Here is a 21,027-nt window from a genome sequence, read left to right as displayed (position 1 = left end):
CGGCGGCTCAGGGCGCGGCGAAGCCGATCTGCGCCGCGCTCACCACGGTGCCGAAGCGCGGGAAGTCCAGCGTGACGGCCGCCTCGTGCTCGGCGGCGGTCAGCGCCGCCATCGCGTCCGCCGCGAAGACCAGCCGGTAGTCCAGGTCGGCTGCGGCGCGGGCGGTGGATTCCACGCCCAGGTTGGTCGCGATCCCGGCGAGCACCAGGGTGTCCACGCCGCGCTCGCGCAGGAGTTCGTGCAGGCCGGTGTCCAGGAAGCCCCCGATGGTGTGCTTGACGACGACGAGGTCGCCGTCCTGCACCACGCCCGCCGCCAGGTCGCTCCCGGGCGGCTGCTCGGCGACACCCGGCCGCTGCGTGCGGACGGCCACCACCGTGGCGCCCGCCGCCCGGAAGGTGCCCGCCAGCCCCAGCGAGGCGGCGAGCACCGCGGGGCCGTTCAGCGGGGCGAGGGGTAAGGCGACGATGCGGTCCATGAGGTCGATCGTGACCAGCGCGCTGCGCGCAGGGTCGAGGCCGGGGTCGAGCGGGGAGCCGCCGCGGCGTCCGTGATCATGTGCGGTCATGTGCGGTCACCCTACCGGCAGCCTCCACCCGGACGCCCGGTGATCGCAAAGGACCGTTCCGCGGTCGCGGAAGGCGCCCGCAGCGGCCTTCCCGTGATCGGAACCCGCCCTGCCGCGGGCGGCTTTCGCCATCTCGTGTCCGTGTGTGCCACGGCCGCTAGGGTGGTGGGCACGCAACGCAGCGGGAGGAGCACGACGTGGCGGAGAGCACCACGGGAGAGCCGTCGGCCGACGGGAAGAAGCCGCAGCTCGACCTGACGGACGCCGAGTGGCTGTCGAGCAAGGAGGGCAACGGCGACGTGCAGATCGCCTTCGTCGAGGGCTACATCGCGATGCGCGACGGCCGCAACCCCGACGGCCCGGCGCTGATCTTCACCCCCGCCGAGTGGCGGGCCTTCGTACTCGGCGCGCGCGACGGCGAGTTCGACCTCACCTGACCGCCGCGCGGCCGGCCGGGGCGCGCGCCCGACGCGAACCCCGGCCCCCGCATGTCAGCGCGCGTCAGGCCCGCGTACCGGCCGTCACGGCCAGGTGCCCAGCTCCGGCAGCGGGTCGCCCGCGAGTTCCCCTTCCGGGGTGCGCCCGGCGAACCACGCCGCGAGGTCGGTGAGCCGGCCCTCGACCGCGACCCGCGCCCCGCGGCCGAACGTCCACACCCCGCCGGTGTCCACCGCGGTCACCGTCAGCCCGATTCCGCCCGGCACCCGCACCGACAGGAAGTCGAGCAGGTGGGTACACAGCTCCGGCGACCAGCCGGACGGGCTCGCGCCCAGCCGCGCGTCCACCGTGTGGATCTCCAGCTCGCGCCACCACGCCAGCCCCACCGTGCGCAGGGTGCCGTCTCGGTACGCCACCGGGCGCCCCCAGTCGTCCGGGCCGACCGCCGCCCAGGACGCCTCCGCCTCGTCCAGCGCGTCGGCCAGCGCCGCGGCCAGCTGGGCGGCGGGGCGCCCGTGCCCGGCCTCGATCGCGGCGTCCCGCGCGGGCCTGCCGCCGTCGTAGACCTCGATCGTCCTGCCCCGCAGCGCGTAGCGCGCCTGCCGTGCGAGGGCCAGCCCGACGCCCTCGATGTGCGTGAGCACATGGCCGCGGGTCCAGCCGGGCAGCGCGCTCGGGGCGCGCAGCGCCTCGTCGGTCAGCCCTCCGGTGAGCCCGCGCAGTCTGGCCACGCCCGCCGTGAAGGCCGCCTGGAGACCGGTGTGCGGCTCCTCCGCCGTGCCCTCGCCGTCCGTTCCGCCCGGCGTCCGCTCCGTCACGGCCACAGCAGTCCCCTTTCCCAGCCCTCGGCGGTCCGTGTGTAGACGACCCTGGTGTGCCGCCGCTCCCGGTCGCCCTGCCAGAACTCGACGGTGTCGGCGTGCAGCGCGTACCTGGTCCATCCCGGTGCGACCAGTCCGGGCTCGGCCTCGATACGGGCGGCGGCCTCGCGTACCGCGGCGTCCCGGACGGCGAGGTCGTCCAGCGGGGTGGACTGCCGGCCGAGCAGCGCCTCGGCGCGCGCGCCGGGCGAGCGGGCCAGGAAGTCGGCGGCGCCCTCGTCCGGTCCGCCGGGCCGGACCCGGCCGCGGATCCTGACCTGCCGGGCGAGCGGCGACCAGTAGAAGGTGAGCGCGGCCGCCGGCCGCGCCGCCAGTTCCCGGCCCTTGCGGCCGCCCGCGTCGGCGGCGAAGTGCCAGCCGTCGGGGGAGACGTCCTTGAGGATCAGGACGCGGGCGGCCGGGTCGCCGTCCTCGCCCGTGGTGGACAGGGTCATCGCATGCGGTTCGCGCACCCCGGCCCGTACGGCCGCGAGCAGCCATTCCACGAACAGCTCGCGCGGTTCCGACGGCAGCCCGCCGACGTCGACGTCCGGCAGCTCTCCGGCGAACACGTCGAGTCCGCGCAGCACTTCACGCAGGTCGGACACAGACACACCCCCTCCGTGTTAATGGTTTTCGCTCACGATACCATTAGGCCATGGCCGCTGATCATCTCGCGCTGGACCTCGCCGTCACCATCCGCCACGACGGGCAGGGCGGCGTCGCCGACGACCTCGCCGAGCCGGCCGGGCTGACGCGCTGGGTACGCGCGCACGGCGAGGCGCTGCGTGCCGACCTCGCCGCGGGCGGCGGCGCCACCGCCCCGTTCACCGCCGAGGACTTCACCGCCGACGCCGACACGCTCGCCGCCGCCGTCGAGGTGCGCACCGCACTGCGGGCGCTCTTCGCCCGAGCGGTGCGGCCCGGCCCGCCCAGCTCCGCGGACGCCGGGCGGCTGCCCTCCGCGGACCGGGCGCTGGAGCGGCTCAACGCGGCCGCCGCCCGGGTCCCGTTCGCGCCCCGTCTGGAGTGGCCCGCCGGCGGACCCGCGGCGGCCGTGCGCGCGGCCGCCCGCACCCCCTCGGCCGCCGACCTCCTCGCGGCCGCGCTCGCCCGGCACGCCATCGCCTTCCTCGCCGGCCCCGACCGCGAGCGGCTGCGGGCCTGCCCGGCGCCGCGCTGCGTGCGCTACTTCGTCAAGGAGCACGCCCGCCAGCAGTGGTGCAAGCCGTCCTGCGGCAACCGCGCCCGCGTCGCCCGGCACGCGGCCCGCCGGCGCACCGCGGACGGCGCCTGACGCGGACGCGACGCGCTCGTACACCCCTGACACGGCGTCACTCGTCCGGGTGATGATGCTCCGGAAGGGCTACGCGCGGTAACGGGGCGCACCGGGGGCGCACGGAGGAACGGCCCCGGTGCGTGTCCCGCGATCGCCGGCCCGCCCGCGTCCGGCGTGGCAGGCTCCACCGTGGCCGCCGGGGCGGCAGCGCTCCGCGTACGCCCCCGCCGCCCCACGCGCCGTGCCCGGTCGTGCCCCCTGCCAGTGGCCGGCCGGGCACGGCTGTTCCCGCTTACACACCGCACCTGACGGCGTACGCTGTGAGGCCGTACGAGGTCGACAGGCGGGGCGCGAGTGCGGCGCGGCCGCCTGAGCCCCACCGGCCGCGAGGGGGTGCCCCATGCCGCAGCGTCACACCCGGCTCAGGCCTGCGCTGCTCGAACGCGACGCCCATCTCCTCGCCGTGGAAGAGGCCCTGGACGAGCTGACCGGACGGCGCGCCGACGGAGCCGGGTACGAGGACGCGGCGCTCACCGGCGGCCTGCTCGCCTTCTCCGGACCGGCGGGCCTGGGCAAGACCGCACTGCTCGCCGAGGTGCGCCGGCAGGCCGCCGGCCGCGGCTGCACCGTGCTGTCCGCGCGCGGCGGCGAGCACCAGCAGCACGTCGCCTTCCACGTCGCCCGGCAGCTGCTCCAGCCGCAGTTCGCCGCGGCCGGCGAGGCCGAGGCCCGGGCCGCGCTGGGCAGCTGGTACGGCGTCGTCGGTCCCGCGCTCGGCCTGTGCACCGCGGAGGGCGACGCCTCCGACGCCCAGGCGCTGCGCGACGGCCTCGACTGGGTGCTCACCCACCTCGCGGTGAAACGCGCGCCCGTCGTGCTGGTCCTCGACGACGCCCACTGGGCCGACCCGCAGTCGCTCAACTGGCTGGCCGCCTTCGCGCCGCGCACCGACGACCTGGCCCTGCTCGTCGTCATCGGCTACCGGCCCGACGAACTCCCGCCGGACGCCGAGGCGTTCCGCGGGCTGCCCGGCAGGTCCGGGCACCGCCCGATCGGGCTGCCGCCGCTCACCGAGGCCGCCGTCGCCCGTGTCGTGCGCGACGCCGTGGGGGCCCACGCGGACGACGCCTTCTGCCGCGAGTGCTTCGAGGTCACCTCCGGCAACCCCTTCGAGGCCGTCGAGCTGGCCGCCAAGGTCGCCGAGCAGGGCCTCGCCCCGGACGCCACCGCGCTGCACCAGCTGCGCGACCTCGCCGCCGCCGTCAAGGGCCCGGGCCTGGCCCGGCGGCTGGACCGGCTCGGGCCGTCCACCGTGCGGTTCGCCTGGGCCGCGGCCGTCCTCGGCACCGCCGGCACGCCCGAGCTGGCCGCCGACGTCGCGGGGCTCGGCCACGAGGAGGCCGTCGACTGCGCCGAGCGGCTGCGCTCGGCCCGTATCCTCGCGGGCGGCGAGACGCTGGACTTCGCCCACCCGCTCATCGCCACCGCCGTCTACCGCGCCATCCCCGACACCGTCCGGACCGGCCTGCACGCCCAGGCCGCCTGGTCCGTCGTGGACGCCGGGCTCGGGCCCAGCGCCGCCGCCCGCCACCTGCTGGAGACGCGGCCCGCGGGCGACCCGTGGGTCGTCGCCCAGCTGCGGGCCGCCGCCCGCGACACCCTGCGCGCCGGAGCGCGCGAGGCCGCCCGCAGCTACCTGCGCCGGGCGCTGCGCGAACCGCCGCAGGAGGACGACCGGGCCGCGGTGCTCTACGAGCTGGCCTGCGCCTCGCAACTGCTCGAACCGTCCGTCACCGTCGGCCACCTGAAGGCGGCGCTGGAGGAGCCCACGGGCGATCCGGCGCTGCGCGACGGCATCGTCTTCCGGCTCTCGCAGTCGCTCGCGCACAGCGACCAGCTCGGTGAGGCCGCCGAGATCGTGGCCCGTGCCGCGCGCAGCGCCACCACCTCCCGCGGGCGGCTGCGCATGCAGGCCGAGCAGTTCATGTGGGATGCCTTCCGCACCGACGAGCCCGACTCGCAGGGCCGCTCCAAACGGCTGGCCCTGCTCGCCGACCGGCTCACCGGACGCGACGCCACCGAGCGCTACATCATCGGCCTGCGCGCGTGGGACGCGACGCTGCGCGGCGAGCCGGTCGGCGAGGCCCTGCGGCACAGCGAACGCGCCCTGGCCGGCGGTATGCCCTGGGCCGACGAGACCCGCGGCTTCGAGGTGCCGGTGCTCGTCGCCATGACCTACGCCTACGCCGACCGGCCCGAGCGCACCGAGGAACTGTTCGCCACCGGCATCGCCGCATTCGAGCGCTTCGGCTTCCACGGCGCCCATCTCGCCTTCGGGCAGGTGCTGCTGGGCCACGTCCGCTACCGCCAGGGCCTGCTCGCCGACGCCGAACAGGCCGCCCGCGGCGGGCTCCGGCTCGCCGAACGCGTCGGGCGCGGCACCCCCGTGCACTGGTACGCCGTGGCCGGCCTGGTCGCCGTCCTGCTGGCCCGCGGGAAGGTGGCGGACGCCGCCGAGGTCGCGGGCGACCACGACTTCCACGCGCCCTTCCCGTCCGCCGTCACCTTCCCCGACGCCCAGGCGGTCCACGGCGAGCTGCTGCTCGCCCAGGGCCTGCACGCCGAGGCTGCCGCGGCGCTGACCGAGGCGGGCGGCCGGCTGGACCGGCGCGGCTGGCGCAACCCCGCGTGGTGCCCCTGGCAGATCCACCTGGCCCTCGCCCAGCGGCACGTGGCACCGGACAGCGCGCTGACCACCGCGCTGGACGCGGTGAGCCGGGCCCGGCACTACGGCGCCGGCGCCGCGATCGGGCAGGCGCTGCGGGCGGCGGGCCTGGTCTCCACCGGCGCCGAGCGGCTGCGGCTGCTGGAGGAGGCGGTGGCGTGCCTGGACGCGTCGCCCGCGGTGCACGACCTGGCCGGAGCGCTCGTCGACCACGGGAGCGCACTGCGGGCGGCGGGCAGCGACGAGGAGGCAGCCGAGCGGCTGCGCGCGGGCCTGGCCGCCGCGGAGCGGTGCGCCGCGGACGGCACGGCGGAGCGCGCCCGGGCCGAGCTGGCGGCGATCACCGCAGCGCAGGGCGCCGCGGGCTGAGCGCCGCCCAGTACCATGGCGGCATGTCCTTCCTCCGCCGCCGCCCCGCCACGCCCACCGGGCCGGACTTCGACGTTCTCGCGATGGACCCGGGGGACTGGCCCGGTGACCTCGGCGCCGGCCTGCTGCCCGGCCCCGACGGGCGCTGCGAGGGCATCTACCTGCGCTACGACCTCTTCGGGGGGCGCGGTCCCGCGATGCTCATCGGCAACCTCCCGGAGGGCTCGCCCGCGCGCCAGCTGGAGGAGGGGCAGGTGCCCTTCGAAGTGGCGCAGCTGCTGGCCGCGCTCGGCAACGACGAGCCCGCGGTGGTCACCGAGACGGAGGACACCCCGGTCTGGCAGGGCGACGGGCTGCTGATCGTACGCCGCATCAAGATCTCCGAGTCGCGTGTCGCCTGCGCCCAGTTCGACCGCAGCGACGGCGTCCAGGTGACCATCGCCACCTGGGACCGGCCGATCACCGACGACCTCTACCAGCTGCTCAAGCCGCTGCCCGCGGAGATGTTCCAGGCCGGCTGAGCCCCCGCGCTCAGCCCGACCCGCTCAGCGGGTGCCGACCGCCGCACGTACGGCCCTGCGGGCCAGCCCGCAGTCGTCGTGCAGCCGGCGCAGCAGCAGCCGCTGCTCCTCGCCCGTCTCGGCGGCACCCGGCGCCACCGGGGCCGTGGAGCGCATGGTGCGCTGGACGGCCGTCTCGTAGGTGCGGATCTCCCGCGTCAGCACGAGCATCAGGTTCACCAGGAAGGCGTCCCGCGCGGCCGGGCCCGCCGCCTGCGCCTGCTGGCTGATCTGGCGGCGCGCGGCCTCGTCGTCGCCGAGCACCGACCACAGCACCGCCAGGTCGTAGCCCGGCAGGTACCAGCCCGCGTGCTCCCAGTCGACCAGCGACGGGCCGGCGGGCGACAGCAGCACGTTGGACAGCAGCGCGTCGCCGTGGCAGAACTGCCCCTGCGTGTGCGCCAGGCCGTGCAGCAGCTTCTGCAGGTCGCCCATGTCCCGGTCGGTCAGCAGGCCCAGCTCGTGGTAACGGCCCAGGCGCGCCGCGTAGTCGATCGGCGCGTCGAAGGAACCGGGCGGCGGGCGCCATGTGTTGATGCGCGCGTACGCCGACAGGGCCGCCCGCACGTCACCACGGGCCGGGGCGTGCGAGGGGTGGCGCTGCGGCGAGACCACCCGGCCCGGCATCCGCTCCATCACCAGCACGCAGCTCTCCGGGTCGGCGGCGATGAGCCGCGGCACCCGCACCGGAGGACGGTGCCGGACGAAGGTGCGGTAGGCCGCTATCTCGTGGCGGAAACGATCCGCCCACGCGGGGGAGTGGTCCAGCAGGCACTTCGCCACGGCCGGGGCGCGTCCCGAGGTGCCGACCAGCAGCGCCGTACGGCCGCCGCGGCGCAGCAGCTGAACGGGTGTGAACTCGGGGCAGATCCGCTGCACCGCGGCGACCGCGGTACGCAGCTGGGCTCCCTGCGGGCCGGTCAAGTCGAGTCTCCCGCTGAGGGGATGGGTCCCGCCGAGCGCCGCGCGCCGCAGGCCGGCCGCCGGCCGCGGTCTGAGCGCCGGTTCGGGCACCGCGGGAAAGCCCTGGCGGGCGGGAGCCGGCCGGGACTGAACGGGGCGGGGCGGGGCGGACACGGAGGACGATGCCGAATACATGGGAGAAAGCAGATCCCTTCGTGTGCCAGCAGGTGGGGAAACGCCTCCCCGTCCCGGCACCGCACCCTGGGGAATGCGGCGCCTGGACGGGGTGGCGCTTTCCTACCTGACACCCGGCCCGCCGTGGCAGACCATCTGGCGGACCCTGGCGAACCCTGGCGAATAGTCACGGGGCCCATGTCGGGGGGATGTCGGGGGGAATAGTGTCAACAGCGCCGAGGAACCTGGGGGCTTGACGTGGGCAATGTGGCCAACACCCGACTCGCGGACCTGTTCGCACTCACCGGCTGGTCCAAGGGCGAGCTCGCGCGGCTGGTCAACCGGCAGGCGGCGGCCATGGGCCACCCGCAGCTGGCGACCGACACGTCGCGCGTCCGCCGCTGGATCGACACCGGCGAGTCGCCGCGCGATCCCGTGCCGAAGGTGCTGTCCGTACTGTTCACCGAGCGTCTCGGCCGTGTCGTGACCATCGAGGATCTCGGGTTCGACCGGCGTCGGCAGACGAACCGGAAGAAGGCCGGCGACGGCCTTCGGTGGGCGCCGGACAGAACGGCCGCGGTCCTCACCGAATTCACGGGAATGGACCTCATGCTCAACCGACGCGGTCTGGTGGGCGCGGGCGCCGCGCTCGCCTCCAGCACCGTCATCAGCAACGCCCTGTACGACTGGCTGCACTCCGACCCGGCCCTCGCGGCCGACGGCCCGGTCCTCGACAACCCGCTGCACGCCGACCCGGCCGACTACGACCGCTACGAGGCGGCCCCGGTCGGCTCGCAGGAGGTCGACTCGCTGGAGGCCTCGGTGCAGGTCTTCCGCGCCTGGGACGCCTCCCGAGGCGGCGGGCTCCAGCGCAAGGCCGTCGTCGGCCAGCTCAACGAGGTCGGCGGCATGCTCTCCTACCACCACCCGGCGCACCTCCAGCGCAGGCTGTGGGGCGTGGCCGCCAACCTGGCGGTCCTGGCCGGCTGGATGTCCCACGACATCGGCCTCGAACCCACCGCGCAGAAGTACTTCCTGATCGCCGCGCACGCCGCGCGCGAGGGCGGCGACCGCCCGCGCGCCGGCGAGGCGCTCTCCCGCGCCGCCCGGCAGATGGTGCACCTCGGCAAGCCCGAGCAGGCGCTGGACCTGATGAAGCTCGCGCAGTCCGGCGCGGGCGAGCAGGCCCTGCCGCGCACCCGCGCCATGCTGCACACCATCGAGGCCTGGGCGCAGGCGTCGATGGGCCGCGGCCAGGCGATGCGCCGCACGCTCGGCGAGGCCGAGGAGCTCTTCGTGTCGGACCGGGCGGACGGCCCCCCGCCCGACTGGATGCAGAATTTCGACGAGGCCGACCTGCACGGCATGCAGGCCCTCGCCTACCGCACGCTCGCCGAGCACGAGCCCGCGGCCGCCGTGCAGGCCCAGCACCACGCCAAGCAGGCGCTCGGCCTGCGCCCGGAGGGCCACGAGCGGTCGACCATCTTCGACTACCTGTCGCTCGCCTCGGCCTGCTTCATCGCCGACGACCCCGACCAGGCCGACCGCTACGCCCGCATGGCGCTGCTCACCATCGGCCAGACCTCCTCGCACCGCACCTGGGACCGGCTGCGCGAGATGTACCGCCTCACCGGCCGCTACTCCGACTACAGCCGGGTGCAGGAGCTGCGGCGGGAGATCGAGTCGCAACTGCCGCGGCAGAAAAGGGGAGGCGCCGGCGGGGTCCGCTACCGCGAGGCCTGACCGCCTCACCGGGTACCGGTACTGCGCACGTGCGCACCCTCCGCTCCCGGATGTCGTTCCGGCTGTCCGCTGCCGCTGACACGGCACCGTACGGCCGTCTCACGGCGTGCGCCCCGCTGCCGCCGCTCAGCCGATCCTGGCGATCAGCACGCACGCGTCGTCCTCGCGGTCCGGCGTGCCGAACTCCTCCGCCACCAGCCGTACGCAGTCCTGTGCGCTCCTGGCGGCGATGAGCCGCGGCGCCATCGCCAGCAGCCGGTGCCCGCCCCCGTCGGCCTCCGGGGTGCCCCGGCCGTCGGTCGCGGCACGGCGCGGGACGAGCCCGTCCGTGTGCAGCACCAGCAGGTCACCGGGCTGGAGCTGCTCGCTGGCCTGGGCGTACTGCGCACCTGAGGTCGCGCCGAGCAGCACGCCGTCCGGTGCGTCCAGCGGCCGCCCTGCCCCGTCGCGGAAGAGCAGCGGGGCGGGGTGGCCGGCCTGCGCCCAGTGCAGCACGCGGGTCTTCGGGTCGTAGCGGCAGCACAGCGCGCTGCCCAGGGCGGGCTGCGGGGAGGTGTCGAGCAGTTCGTTGAGCCAGCCCATCAGCGGACCGGGCTGGAGGCCCGCGACGGCCATCCCGCGCAGCGCGCCGACCAGCATCGCCATTCCGGAGGTGGCGGCCACGCCGTGGCCGGTGAGATCCCCCACGGTCAGTAACGACGAGCCGTCCGGCAACTGCATCGCGTCGTACCAGTCGCCGCCGATCAGCGCGCTGGTCGCGGACGGCAGGTAGTGCGCCGCCAGATCCATCGTGGCCGGCCCCCCGTCCTGAGGAAAGCGCTGGGCGCCGCGCCACGGGGGCAGCACGGCTTCCTGCAGCTCGACCGCCATCCGCCGCTCGGTCTGTGCGATCTGCCGCTGCCGCTGCAGCGACTCCCTCGTCTCACGCAGCGTGCGCTGGCTGCGGCGCAGGTCGCTGACGTCCCGCAGCACCGCCCACATCGACTCCGTGCCGCCGTCGGCGCCCAGTACCGGCTCGCCCACCATGTGCACGGTGCGGACCGAGCCGTCGCCGCGCACGATGCGGAACTCCCCGTCGATCGGCCGGCCGTCCACCAGGCAGCCGGTCACCATGCCCGTCAGCAGCGCCTGGTCCTCGGCGAACAGCCACGACGGGAGCTCGTCCAGGGTGAGCGGCCCGTCCTCGCTGGAGCGGCCGAAGATCCGGTAGAGCTCGTCGGACCAGTGCGCGGTGTCGGTGAGCAGGTCCCACTGGGCGCTGCCCGCCCGGCCCAGCGCGCCCACGGCGGCCGCGTCGGGCCCGCCGTCGCGCAGCGGCACGTCCGGCAGCAGCGGGCGGCCGTCCGCCGGGCCGGTGTCGCCGAGGCCGTCCCTCAGCTGCCCGAGGTGGGCGCCGAGGTCGTCCAGCTGGTGCACCGCGAGGTCGCACAGCGCGCGCCGCCAGCGCACCTGGGGGTCCCCGGCGCTGTCGCCGCCGTGCAGCATCGCGTCGACCCGGGCCCGCAGCCGGCGCGCCTCGGTGATGAGCGCGTCCACCGCATCGGGGTCGGGCAGCTGTGCGGCGGTGTGATCCGCATGCGTGGGGGACGGCATGACGCACTCCGAACGTGTCTGCTGGCAGGCGCTCTCGGCCGTGGCGGACGGAAGGGGCCGGTAACGACTGTTGCACAGGGAGCGATGGCCCGTAAGGGTTTCCGCGATACCCGATCTGGTGGTGCTTCTGGCATATGCCGGGTGCGTAGGGTGTTTCCGGCCACCCGATGGCCGTCCGGCGGTCTTCCGGCGGACACGCGCCCGTCCCGCCGGGGCCATCCTGCTCCTGGTCGCAGGGGTGCCGGAAGCGACACGGCGGCCCGGAGTCGGTAGGCTGCGGCCGCCCGTCCCCGTCGTGGTCCGCCCCCGCCGCCAGGCACGAAATGCCCGGTGGCAGGGAAGGACGCCGGGCATCAGCAGCGGAAATCCCGTTGCCATGGAACCCTCCGCACCGGATGCTGACCTCATGTTCGACCCAGACATAGCGCCCAGTGGCACTCTTCTCGGCCTCCTCCAGCGGGGGCGCGGAGACGGTCCCCTGCACGCCCTCGCGGCGCCGCGGGCCGAGGCACTCGCCGCCCTGGAGCACTGCGTGCTGCGCGACCCCCGCCTGGACTGGCGGGTCGAGTCGCGCTCCCTCTATTACGCGCGCCTGTACTCCGACCTGGAGGGCCCGCTCGACGGGATCGAACAGCACCTCTTCCACCCCGACGACCTGATCTCCCCCGACGAGCACCGCTGCGGTCTGGCCCTGTCCGTCCTCGGCCACCTCGCCGGCTACGGCCGCAGGGACGCGCTGCGCCTGCTGCGCCGCTACGCCGCGACCGGCGGCTGCTGGGAATGGGCCCTCGACGAGCTGGCCGTCCGCGACGGGGAGGCCGGACTGCGCGCCCTCGGCCCCGCCGTCGTCGCCCGCTTCCCGCGGACCCCGGAGGGCGACGCCGACCTCGCCCGTGCCGTCCGCGAGTCCTACGAACCCAGGCCCTGGCAGCTGTGGGCCGAGGACGCCGCACACCCCGAGACCGCCGAACGCGTCCGCCGGGCCGGTGAGCAGGTCAGCTTCGACCGCTGGCAACGCCAGCTGCGGTCGGCGGGCCCGACCCCCGGCTGGGGCGTCGCCGCCGTCCTCGACTGGGCCCAGCAGGGACTCGACGCCCACCCCGCCGCCGAACGGGACCAGCCCGCCGCCCGCTGCCTCGCCGCCGTCGCCGGACCCGAGGACCGCCCCGCCCTGCTGGCCGCCGCCGAACGCGGCCCGTCCGCCGCCCGCGCCGCCGCCCTGCGGCACCTGTCCGACCGCCGCGACCCGCGCTGCCTCGACCTGATCGGCGCCGCGGCCGAATCCGCCGACGAGCGTGTGCTGCGGGCCGCGGTCGAATCCTTCGAGCGCATGCACGACGCCCCTGCGCTGGAACGCGCCCGCGCCTGGGCGCCCCGCACCGACGCGCTCGGCGCCGCTGCCGCCCGCACCCTCGCCCGGCACGGCGGCCCCGCCGACAGCACGCTCGTCCTCGCCGCGCTGCGCCGCGCCGTCCAGGACGACGGCGCCGACGCCGAGGGCATCGAGCCGCTCGTCGAAGGCGCCGGGCGGCTCGGCATCAGCCACGCCGCGCCGCTGCTGCGGCACATCTACCGCGAGACGTCCTGCTCACAGCTGCGCGGCACCGCCGCCCGCGCCCTGGCGGACGTGGACCCAGGATTCGCCGCGGGCTTCGCGGTGGAGTGCCTGTGGGACTGCGAGGAGGCCACCCGGGAACTGGCCGCGCACCGCGCCGCCTCCGGCGACGTCCGGGTCCTGGCCCAGCTGCGCCGCCTCGCCGCGGATCCGGCCGAGGAGGCTGAGGTGCAGACCGCCGTGCGCGGCCGGCTCAGCTCGGGCGGCACCGCACGCTGAGGGGCGGTACGGGCCCGCAGCGCCGGACCGGCTCGATGTGATGCTGGGGGACACCGCCGCGGGGCGCGCGGGGCGCCCTCTACGGGCCCGCAGGCCGCCGGTACGCGGCCCGGGGCCGGTACGGGGGGCGCCGGGAGGGCGGCGCGCTCCGCCGGGTGCCCGCCGAACGCCCGTCGCCGCATCCCCCGGGCGCCGGAAGGCGGCCTCGGCCCGGGCGTCCCGGCGCGACGGGTGAGGCGCGGGCCAACGCTCACGGGGCGTTCCCCTTCGGGAAAGATCCTCGTGGCCGTGACAACGTCCCGTCCGGCGACAACCTCCGTATGAGAGTCGCCATCGTCACGGAGTCCTTCCCGCCCGACGTCAACGGTGTCGCCCACTGCGCCCTGCGCACCGCCGAACACCTCGCCAGGACCGGCCACGACCCGCTGGTCATCGCCCCCGCGGGACCGGGCGGCCGGCAGGCCGGCGACCCGTACCCGGTCGTCCGCGTCCCCTCCCTCCCGCTGCCCGGATACCCCCAGGTGCGCGTCGCGCTGCCCGGCCGCCGCACCGCCGCCGCCATCGCCGCGCACCGCGCCGACATCGTCCACCTGGCCAGCCCCTTCGTCCTCGGGGTCCGCGGCCAGGCCGCCGCGACCCGGCTGCGCATCCCCGCCGTCGCCGTCTACCAGACCGACCTGGCCGGCTACGCCAGGACGTACCTGAACGCCGGCGAGGCCGCCGCCTGGCGCCGCATCCGCGCCGTCCACTCCGCCGCCGCCCGCACACTCGCGCCCTCCAGCGCCTCCGTCGCCGCGCTCACCGAACACGGCGTCCCGCGCGTGCACCTGTGGCCGCGCGGCGTCGACGCCGTCCGCTTCCACCCCCGCCGCCGCGACGAGGCGCTGCGCCGCGAACTCGCCCCGCGCGGCGAGCTGATCGTCGGATACGTCGGCCGGCTCGCCGCCGAGAAGCACGTCGAACTCCTCGCCGGGACCTGCGAGCTGCCCGGTGTGCGGGTCGTCGTGGTCGGCGACGGACCCAGCGCGCCGGGACTGCGCCAGGCCATGCCGCAGGCGGTCTTCCTCGGCCGCAGGACCGGTGACGACCTCGCCCGGATCTTCGCCTCCCTCGACGTCTTCTGCCACACCGGGCCCTTCGAGACCTTCTGCCAGACCGTCCAGGAGGCCATGGCGAGCGGTGTGCCGGTCGTCGCGCCCGCCGCCGGCGGCCCCCTCGACCTCGTCGGCCACGGCCGCACCGGGCTGCTCGTGCCGCCCGGCGACGAGCTCGCGGTCCGCACCGCCGTCCGCCTGCTGCACGCCGATCCGCGGCTGCGTGTCCGCTTCGGCGCCGCAGGCCGCCGCAGTGTCGCCGCGCGCAGCTGGGAGGCCGTCGGCGACCTGCTCCTCTCCCACTACGCGCAGGTGCTCGGCGAACGCGCGACGGTCGCCGCATGAAGACCGCCGGCCTGCGCATCGTCCGCGTCGCGAACTTCGTCACCCCGGTCTCCGGCGGCCTGCGCACCGCGCTGCGCCACCTCGGCGAGGGCTACGCGGCGGCGGGGCACGAACCCGTCCTGGTCGTCCCCGGCCCCGAGGCCTCCGACGAAACCACCCCGCAGGGACGCGTCATCACCCTGCCCGGCCCCGAGATCCCCGGCAGCGGCGGCTACCGGGTCCTCGCCCGCAGGGCACCCGTCGCCGCCGTCCTGGAGTCCCTCGCCCCCGACCGGCTGGAGGTCTCCGACCGCACCACCCTGCGCTGGACCGGCGCATGGGCCCGGCGGCGCAGGGTGCCCGCCGTCATGGTGTCCCACGAGAGCGCGGACGGCGTCCTCGGCACCTGGGGCGTCCCCGCGGCCGCGGCACGCCGCACCGCCGACGCGCTCAACCGGCGCACCGCCCACTCCTACACCCGCGTCGTGTGCACCACCGCATGGGCCGAGGCGGAATTCCGCCGGATCGGCGCCCGCAACGTCGTCCGCGCCCCGCTCGGCGTGGACCTCGACGGCCTGCACCCGGGCCGCCACGACCCCGCACTGCGCGAGCGGTACGCGTACGGCGCCGCCGTCGTGCTCGTGCTCTGCTCCCGGCTCAGCCCGGAGAAGCGGCCCGACGACGCGCTGCGCGTCCTCGCCGAACTGCGCCGCGGCGGCCTCGACGCAGCCCTCGTCGTCGCGGGCGACGGGCCGCTGCGCAACCGCCTCACCGCCCACGCCAGGGCGGAACGGCTGCCCGTGACCTTCCTCGGCCACGTCCCCCGGCGCGACGACCTCGCGGCGGTCCTCGCGACCGCGGACATCGCGCTAGCTCCCGGCCCGGTCGAGACCTTCGGACTCGCCGCCCTCGAAGCGCTGGCCTGCGGCACGCCCGTGGTGGCCAGCGCGCGCTCCGCCCTCCCCGGCATCATCGGCCCCGCGGGGGGCTCCGGTACGACCCCCGCGGAACTCGCCGCGGCCGTCCGCACCCTCCTCGCCGTCCCCGCCGGCACCCGCCGCCGGCGCGCCCGCGCCCGCGCCGGGCTCTTCACCTGGCCGGCCGCCGTCACCGCCTTCCTCACCGCCCACGCCGCCCTCCCCGCGGACCTCCCCCGATGACCCCCGCCCGGCGGTGCCGCCGCCCGGAAGGCGACCGCCCGGGCACGCCGGGCGTCGAGGAGGCGGCGCCGTCTCACACCGCGGGCCGGGCCGAACGCAGCAGGACGAAACGGACTTTGCTGCCCGGCGCCGACTGGGCCGCGGCGGGCAGCGACGTCTCGGGCACCACACCGATCACCGGATAACCGCCGGTCGTCGGATGGTCGGCGAGGAAGACCACGGGCAGCCCGTCCGGCGGCACCTGGACGGCGCCGGGCACCATGGGCTCGCTCGGCAGCTCCCCGTCCCGCCCGGCCGCCCGCTCCAGCGCGGGACCGGTGGTGCGCAGGCCGATCCGGTTGGAAGCGGGGGAGACCGCGTAGTCGCCCGCGACCAGGCGGGTCAGCGCGCCGGGCGCGAACCAGTCGTCCCGCGGCCCGGGCACGAGCGGCAGGACCAGCTCACCCCCCACGGGCCCGTACGGCAGGGCGTCGGCCGCGGCACGGAGGGCACCCCGCCCGGGGCCGACCGGCACCGCGGCGCCGTCGGTGAGCGGCGCGGGCCCGAGGCCGGAGAGCAGGTCGGCGGAGCGGCTGCCCAGCACCGGCTCGGCCGCGACACCGCCGGCCACGGCCACGTACGAGCGCAGACCGGCCGTCGCCGCGCCCACGTCCAGCACCGCGCCGCCCGGCACCCGCACCGGCGCGCCCCATGCGGCGGGACGGCCGTCGACCCGTACCGGGCAGGGGGCCCCGGTCACCGCGACGAGCAGCGGCCGCTCCGCCCGCAGCGCGCACCCGTTCACGGTCGTCTCCAGCCCGGCGGCCCCCTCGTCGTTGCCGACCAGCCGGTTGGCGAGCCGGTACGCCGGCACGTCCAGCGCTCCGGACCTCGGCACCCCCAGATGCGCGTACCCCGCGCGCCCGAGGTCCTGAACGGTCGTCAGCGCGCCGGCCCGGACCACGACGAAGCCCGCACCGCTCACCGCGCACCTCCGGCCGGTCCCCGCCGCCCGCGGGCGCCGCCGGTCACCGCGACCGCCCCGTCCGCGACCGGCTCCCGGCACGCGGCGGCCGGAAGCACGCACGACGGCTCCGGGCCCGTCCCGCGCAGCCCGCGCGCGGCGGACGGCGAACCCTCGCCCCGGTGCGCGAGCGGCGCGGGAACGCGGCGACCGCCGCCCGCCGCCGCGCGGTACGCGTCCCGCCGTCCGCCCACCGGCGGGGAGGCGCCGCGGTCCCGCCGCCCCCGCCGAGCGGCGCGGCCGGCGCGGGCGTGGGTCGCCGCGGCCGGCCGGTGAGCCCGGCGGAGGGCGGTCACGCCGTCACCTCCACGAAACGGACCTCCGTGCCCGGCGACAGCAGCGCTGCCGGGTCGCGGGACGGCTCCCACAGCGGAGCGTCCGTCGTGCCGATGAGCTGCCAGCCGCCGGGGGAGGAGCGGGGGTAGGCGCCGGCGTAGGGGCCGGCCAGGGCGACGGAGCCCGCGGGGACGGCCGTGCGCGGCGTCGGCCGGCGCGGGACGTGCAACTCGGGCGGCAGGCCGGTCAGATACGCGAAGCCGGGCGCGAAGCCGCAGAAGGCCACGCGGAAGGGCGTCGCCGTGACGATGCCCGGCAGCTCCTCGGGGGCGACCGACCACAGCGCGGCGACCTCCGCCACGTCGGGCCCGTCGAAGCGCACCGCGAGCTCCCGCGGCTCGCCGCTGCCCGGCCCCACGGGTGGCACCTGCCAGCCGCTCACGGCGGCGGCGAAGCCCGCGGGATCGGCGAGCCCCGCGACCAGCACCGTCCGTGCGGCGGGCACGATCTCCCGCACCTCCGCGAACTCCCCGGCGGCGCGCCGCCGCAGCAGCTCGGCGTGCAGCGCCTGCGCGCGCTCGCCGTCCTCCGTCTCGACCAGCACCGCGTCGGGCCCCATCGGCAGCACCCGGCACCTCACCACCGCGTCACCCCGTCACCTGTCCCTCATGCGAACGCCGCCACCCGCAGCCCGGCCCCTTCCAGTGCCTGCCTGACCCGCGCGGCAAGCTGCGCGGCGCCGGGCGTGTCGCCGTGGACGCACAGCGAGCGCGCGGCGACCTGCACCGGCCGGCCGTCGACCGCGACCACGCCCGCCCCGGAGGCGATGCGCACCGCCCGCTCCACCACCGCGTCCGGCTCGCCGACCACCGCACCGGGCTCGCGGCGCGGCACCAGTGTGCCCTGCGGGGTGTACGCGCGGTCGGCGAACGCCTCGGCCACCGCGGGCAGTTCGGCCGCCGCCGCGGCGGCGAGCAGCTGCGAGCCGGGCAGACCCAGGACGGGCAGCCGCCCCGCGAGCAGCACCCCGTCGACGATCGCGGCGGCCTGCCCGGCGTCGTGCACCGCCCGGTTGTAGAGCGCCCCGTGCGGCTTCACGTACGCCACCTCCGCGCCCGCCGCCCGCGCGAAGACCTCCAGCGCCCCGATCTGGTAGGCCACTTCCGCCGCCAGCTCCTCGGGCGGCACCTCCATCGCCCGCCGGCCGAAGCCGGCGAGATCCCGGTAGGACACCTGCGCGCCGATCCGCACCCCGCCGGCGGCGGCCCGCTCGCACACCCTCCGCATCGTCGCCGGATCGCCCGCGTGGAAGCCGCACGCGACGTTGGCGCTCGTGACGACCTCCAGCAGCGCGTCGTCGTCCGTGAGGTGCCAGCGCCCGAAGCCCTCGCCGAGGTCGGCGTTCAGATCGACCACCACCCCGGCCGTACCGCCGCTGCCGGGGCCCGCGGCCGGGCCGCCGCCCGCCGTGTCCGCCATGCCCGTCCCGCCGTCCTCTCCGCCGCTCCCGCCGTTCGGCAGGCCCCCGTTGCCTGCCGTACGATGCCGGTGGACCGATCATGGCATCCCGCACCGACAACGGGCGCCCGCCCCGTGCCGATCCGTGCCGTTTCGTGCGATGTCGGTGGCACCGCCTAGTGTGTGGGGCGTGACCACGACCGTCCCGTATCCGCTGCCGGGTGCCCCCCGGCCGGCGCCGGGCCCCGCCGCGGACGAGGGCCTGGCGCGCCGCCTCAAGGCGCTCGCCTGCACCGCCCCGCTGCACGACCTGGACGCCCGCAAGGCCAATCTGGCGGGCGAGTACTCGGTGTACGCGATGGCGGAGGTCGCGCTCGCCGCGATCGACCTGGTCACCCTCCACATGGACTTCGACACCGGCGCGGACCACGACCAGATAGTGGCCAGGCTGATGCCCCGGGTCGCCGCCCAGACGCCGGCCCGCACCCACGCCGAGCACGAGCGGGTCGCCCGCTGGGTGCTGGAGAGCCTGATCAACGTCGGCAGCGCCGACCGCGGATTCCGCGCCGTCTACGGCACGTTCGGCCCCGACGGGGAGTACGTCCGCAGGGACTACGACTTCAAGCTCATCGAGGAGGTGCCCGGCCCCGGCGGCGGTGTCTACCTGCGGGCCACCGACGAGGCCGTCAACGTCCTGGTGGGCGCCCTGGACACCGACGTCACCAGCGCCCAGATCGCCGCCGAGGTCAAGCTGGAGGTGCTGATCAGCCGCGGCCGGCTGGCCGACGCCCAGCTCGCCGCCGAGCAGGCCCGCTACCGCACGGTGCAGTACGCGGAGACGCTGCGCCGCACCCTGGAGGCGACCCGGCGCAACGTCCGGGCGGTGGACTGGCTGCGGCGCGTCCCCGACCTCATCACCGAGGCCCTCGACCACGTCGCCGACCGCTACCGGCACGAGAACGCGATCCTGACCAACATCCGCAAGGCGCGCGACGAGGCCGAGGACCCCGAGCACAAGCGGCGCGCCGCCGAACTGGTCGACATCGTCAAGGACTGCATCCGGCGGCACACCCAGCTGCAGTCCCGGCTCCTGGAGGCGGGCCCGCTCTTCCGTGCCGAGCAGGACCGGCAGGCCTTCGCCGCGCCCCCCGCCCGCGCGGGTCTCGACCTGTACGGGCAGCTCGTCGCCCCGCTGCTGCCGCTGCCGGTCGAGCAGGCCTCCCGGGTCACCGACGCCTTCTTCGCGCGCGGCACGGGCCTGCGCACCCCCGCCGCCGTCCGTGTCACCGACCTGGTCGAGCTGCTGCTGACGCCGCCGCTGGAACGCGACCACCTCGGCGCCGAGATGCCCGAGCCGGACCTCGTCGCCACCCCGGACGACAGCCGCTTCTCCGACGAGCAGCTCGAAGCCGCCCTGGATCTGCTGGACCTGCCGCACGACGCCCCGCGCCGGCTGTCCGGCCTGCTCGCCGAGGCCCGCGCCCTCGACCCCGAACTGCCCTACCTCGTCGCGCTGCTGGCACTGCACGCGGCGTCGCCGCCGGTGGGCACGGCCGTACGGCAGGGCGAGCCGCGGCTGCTCTTCGCGGTGGACGACGGCACCGAGCTGGACGACCCGGAGTTCGGCGGCGCCGACCTCGTCCTCGGCACCGCCCGCCTCGCCGCGGAGCCCCAGGAGAAGAAGGAGAGGACGCCGTGACCGACGACCGCGAGGAGCGCACCGGACGCGAGAGCGCTGCGGCGCCCGCGCCCGCCGCGTACGACGCCCGGGACGCCTACGACCCGCCCCGCGAGGCCCCGCGCGAGCGGGACACGCTGCGCGGCCGGGAGGGCGGGGCGCTGACCGCCGGTGACGTCGCCGACGCCGCGCGGCTGGTCGGCCTCGGCCTCCAGCCCAAGCTGCTGCCCGCCCGCGACGCCGAATACGCCGAGCTGATCCGCCGCCACCGCGAGGACCCGGGCTTCGCACGCACCGCGGACGCCGTCGCCGCAGGACTCGGCCTGGTGGTCCTGGAGGTCTCGCCGCGCGCCGGGATGGCCGTCGCCGCCGCCGAGGACTCCGTCTTCGCCGTCCGCATGGGGGATTACGCCCGGCGTGCCGCCTCCGACGCCGGTGACCGCTTCCTGCACGGCCTGGCCCATCTCGCCGCCGCCGCGCTCGCCTTCCCCCGCCCCGAGGACCTCGCGGACGACGGCTACATCGGCCGGATCAGCGTCAACGGGGTGGACGCCTTCGTCCGCCAGGCCTGCCGCCGGCTGGAGGAGCGGGCCGGCGAGAGCGGTGAGATCACCGACCCGGCGAGCGACGCCCCCGGGCTCGAAGCCGCCTGGCGGGTCTACAGCAGGCGCAGCGCGACCGGCGCGACCAAGGACGCCCGGCGGCTCGCCGGTTCCACCACCGGCATCATCGCCAAGGCCGTCGCCTTCCTGATCGACTCCGGCTTCCTCCAGCGCACCGGCGACGAGGCGGGCGGCACGTACCGCACCACCGCCCGCTACCAGCTCCAGGTCCGCGACATGGCGGGCAGCGCGGCCATGGCCGAACTGCTGGAACTGGGCGTCGTCCCCGTCACCGACGGCACCGCGAGCCTGCTGCCGGCCGCCTCCGACGACGGCGCGGACCTGGTCGCCGACGCGGGGCTGCCCTTCCACACCCCGGCCTGACC

General features: G+C 76.7%; 18 protein-coding genes. 10 read left to right on the top strand and 8 right to left on the bottom strand.

Annotated elements, in window-relative coordinates; translation table 11 throughout:
- Positions 1-7: 7 nt before the first annotated feature.
- A complete protein-coding gene (locus ACH4SE_RS06575; protein WP_398542192.1) occupies positions 8-568 on the bottom strand; it encodes an isochorismatase family protein in 561 nt (186 codons plus the stop codon).
- 197 nt (positions 569-765) lie between these two features.
- Between ACH4SE_RS06575 and ACH4SE_RS06570 the strand changes: the two genes are divergently transcribed.
- Complete coding sequence (locus ACH4SE_RS06570) at positions 766-1,005, top strand: DUF397 domain-containing protein (RefSeq protein ID WP_398542191.1); 240 nt, start codon at positions 766-768, stop codon at positions 1,003-1,005.
- Between the two features lie 84 nt (positions 1,006-1,089).
- Here the strand turns inward: ACH4SE_RS06570 and ACH4SE_RS06565 are convergent, their stop codons facing one another.
- Together ACH4SE_RS06565 and ACH4SE_RS06560 are read right to left on the bottom strand one after the other, a co-directional pair.
- Positions 1,090-1,830, bottom strand: coding sequence for a maleylpyruvate isomerase family mycothiol-dependent enzyme (locus ACH4SE_RS06565; protein ID WP_398542190.1), 741 nt, complete (start codon positions 1,828-1,830; stop codon positions 1,090-1,092).
- On the bottom strand, positions 1,821-2,474 hold the full coding sequence (locus ACH4SE_RS06560; protein WP_398542662.1) for a pyridoxal 5'-phosphate synthase: 654 nt from the start codon (positions 2,472-2,474) through the stop codon (positions 1,821-1,823). The genes ACH4SE_RS06565 and ACH4SE_RS06560 overlap by 10 nt, the downstream gene beginning before the upstream one ends.
- A 50-nt stretch (positions 2,475-2,524) precedes the next feature.
- On the opposite strand from ACH4SE_RS06560, the gene ACH4SE_RS06555 reads away from it, so the two are divergent.
- The 3 genes from ACH4SE_RS06555 to ACH4SE_RS06545 all read left to right on the top strand — a co-directional run bounded on the left by ACH4SE_RS06555 (position 2,525) and on the right by ACH4SE_RS06545 (position 6,760).
- The gene (locus ACH4SE_RS06555) at positions 2,525-3,163 is read left to right on the top strand and encodes an ABATE domain-containing protein (RefSeq protein WP_398542189.1); all 639 of its coding nucleotides are present in this window, start codon (positions 2,525-2,527) and stop codon (positions 3,161-3,163) included.
- Between the two features lie 382 nt (positions 3,164-3,545).
- Positions 3,546-6,239 (top strand): ATP-binding protein, encoded by a 2,694-nt coding sequence (locus ACH4SE_RS06550; protein ID WP_398542188.1) that lies wholly within the window; start codon positions 3,546-3,548, stop codon positions 6,237-6,239.
- Positions 6,240-6,262: 23 nt separating this feature from the next.
- On the top strand, positions 6,263-6,760 hold the full coding sequence (locus tag ACH4SE_RS06545; RefSeq protein ID WP_031523462.1) for a hypothetical protein: 498 nt from the start codon (positions 6,263-6,265) through the stop codon (positions 6,758-6,760).
- Positions 6,761-6,784: 24 nt separating this feature from the next.
- Here the strand turns inward: ACH4SE_RS06545 and ACH4SE_RS06540 are convergent, their stop codons facing one another.
- Complete coding sequence (locus tag ACH4SE_RS06540; protein WP_398542187.1) at positions 6,785-7,897, bottom strand: aminoglycoside phosphotransferase family protein; 1,113 nt, start codon at positions 7,895-7,897, stop codon at positions 6,785-6,787.
- Positions 7,898-8,134: 237 nt separating this feature from the next.
- On the opposite strand from ACH4SE_RS06540, the gene ACH4SE_RS06535 reads away from it, so the two are divergent.
- Entirely contained in the window at positions 8,135-9,619 is a 1,485-nt protein-coding gene (locus tag ACH4SE_RS06535; protein ID WP_398542186.1) for a hypothetical protein, read from the top strand.
- A 126-nt stretch (positions 9,620-9,745) separates the two neighbouring features.
- On the opposite strand, the gene ACH4SE_RS06530 is transcribed toward ACH4SE_RS06535, so the two are convergent.
- Positions 9,746-11,212, bottom strand: coding sequence for a PP2C family protein-serine/threonine phosphatase (locus ACH4SE_RS06530; protein WP_398542185.1), 1,467 nt, complete (start codon positions 11,210-11,212; stop codon positions 9,746-9,748).
- A 406-nt stretch (positions 11,213-11,618) separates the two neighbouring features.
- Here ACH4SE_RS06530 and ACH4SE_RS06525 point away from each other — a divergent pair, with 406 nt between their 5' ends.
- The 3 genes from ACH4SE_RS06525 to ACH4SE_RS06515 all read left to right on the top strand — a co-directional run bounded on the left by ACH4SE_RS06525 (position 11,619) and on the right by ACH4SE_RS06515 (position 15,624).
- A complete protein-coding gene (locus tag ACH4SE_RS06525; RefSeq protein ID WP_398542184.1) occupies positions 11,619-13,046 on the top strand; it encodes a HEAT repeat domain-containing protein in 1,428 nt (475 codons plus the stop codon).
- A gap of 320 nt (positions 13,047-13,366) precedes the next feature.
- Positions 13,367-14,485 (top strand): glycosyltransferase family 4 protein, encoded by a 1,119-nt coding sequence (locus ACH4SE_RS06520; protein ID WP_398542183.1) that lies wholly within the window; start codon positions 13,367-13,369, stop codon positions 14,483-14,485.
- Positions 14,482-15,624, top strand: coding sequence for a glycosyltransferase (locus ACH4SE_RS06515; RefSeq protein ID WP_398542182.1), 1,143 nt, complete (start codon positions 14,482-14,484; stop codon positions 15,622-15,624). The genes ACH4SE_RS06520 and ACH4SE_RS06515 overlap by 4 nt, the downstream gene beginning before the upstream one ends.
- Before the next feature lie 73 nt (positions 15,625-15,697).
- Here ACH4SE_RS06515 and ACH4SE_RS06510 read toward each other — a convergent pair whose 3' ends face one another.
- The 3 genes from ACH4SE_RS06510 to ACH4SE_RS06500 all read right to left on the bottom strand — a co-directional run bounded on the left by ACH4SE_RS06510 (position 15,698) and on the right by ACH4SE_RS06500 (position 18,382).
- Positions 15,698-16,588 (bottom strand): biotin-dependent carboxyltransferase family protein, encoded by an 891-nt coding sequence (locus ACH4SE_RS06510; RefSeq protein ID WP_398542181.1) that lies wholly within the window; start codon positions 16,586-16,588, stop codon positions 15,698-15,700.
- A gap of 331 nt (positions 16,589-16,919) precedes the next feature.
- Positions 16,920-17,522 (bottom strand): allophanate hydrolase subunit 1, encoded by a 603-nt coding sequence (locus tag ACH4SE_RS06505; RefSeq protein WP_398542661.1) that lies wholly within the window; start codon positions 17,520-17,522, stop codon positions 16,920-16,922.
- A 47-nt stretch (positions 17,523-17,569) separates the two neighbouring features.
- Complete coding sequence (locus tag ACH4SE_RS06500; RefSeq protein WP_398542180.1) at positions 17,570-18,382, bottom strand: LamB/YcsF family protein; 813 nt, start codon at positions 18,380-18,382, stop codon at positions 17,570-17,572.
- Between the two features lie 139 nt (positions 18,383-18,521).
- Between ACH4SE_RS06500 and ACH4SE_RS06495 the strand changes: the two genes are divergently transcribed.
- A complete protein-coding gene (locus tag ACH4SE_RS06495; protein WP_398542179.1) occupies positions 18,522-20,060 on the top strand; it encodes a hypothetical protein in 1,539 nt (512 codons plus the stop codon).
- Positions 20,061-20,176: 116 nt separating this feature from the next.
- A complete protein-coding gene (locus tag ACH4SE_RS06490) occupies positions 20,177-21,025 on the top strand; it encodes a hypothetical protein (protein WP_398542660.1) in 849 nt (282 codons plus the stop codon).
- Positions 21,026-21,027 lie beyond the last annotated feature (2 nt).

Source organism: Streptomyces sp. NPDC020983, assembly GCF_044333485.1.
Classification (GTDB): Bacteria; Actinomycetota; Actinomycetes; order Streptomycetales; family Streptomycetaceae; genus Actinacidiphila.
Note: the sequence above shows the minus strand (reverse complement) of the source record. Positions and strands in the feature narration are given on the sequence as shown.